General features: G+C 67.9%; 1 pseudogene. It reads right to left on the reverse strand.

What is annotated here, in order from left to right:
* Positions 1–91: 91 nt before the first annotated feature.
* Positions 92–274: pseudogene (locus B2284_RS12025) on the reverse strand (hypothetical protein); the annotation flags it as partial.

Here is a 274-nt window from a genome sequence, read left to right on the forward strand (position 1 = left end):
GTTCTCGCGTCCGGCGTCCCATTCGAGGCTGATGCGCAGCAGGCGCAGGCCGGGGACCTCGCGTAGTGAGACGTTGGCGCCGGGGACGAGATCAGACATGGAACGAACCGTACTTGTCCTCGAGGAAGCTGCCCTGGATGAGGAACGCGTCGCGCGCCGCTTCGATGGAGCGCGCGGCGGCCTTGGACGCGGCGACCTCGAGCGTCGCGAGCTGTTCGACGAGGAGTTCGTCGGCGTCGGGCATGGTGCGGGCTGCGAGGTAGGCGTTGATCGT

The organism is Dermacoccus sp. UBA1591, assembly GCF_002322065.1.
Classification (GTDB): domain Bacteria; phylum Actinomycetota; class Actinomycetes; order Actinomycetales; family Dermatophilaceae; genus Dermacoccus; species Dermacoccus nishinomiyaensis.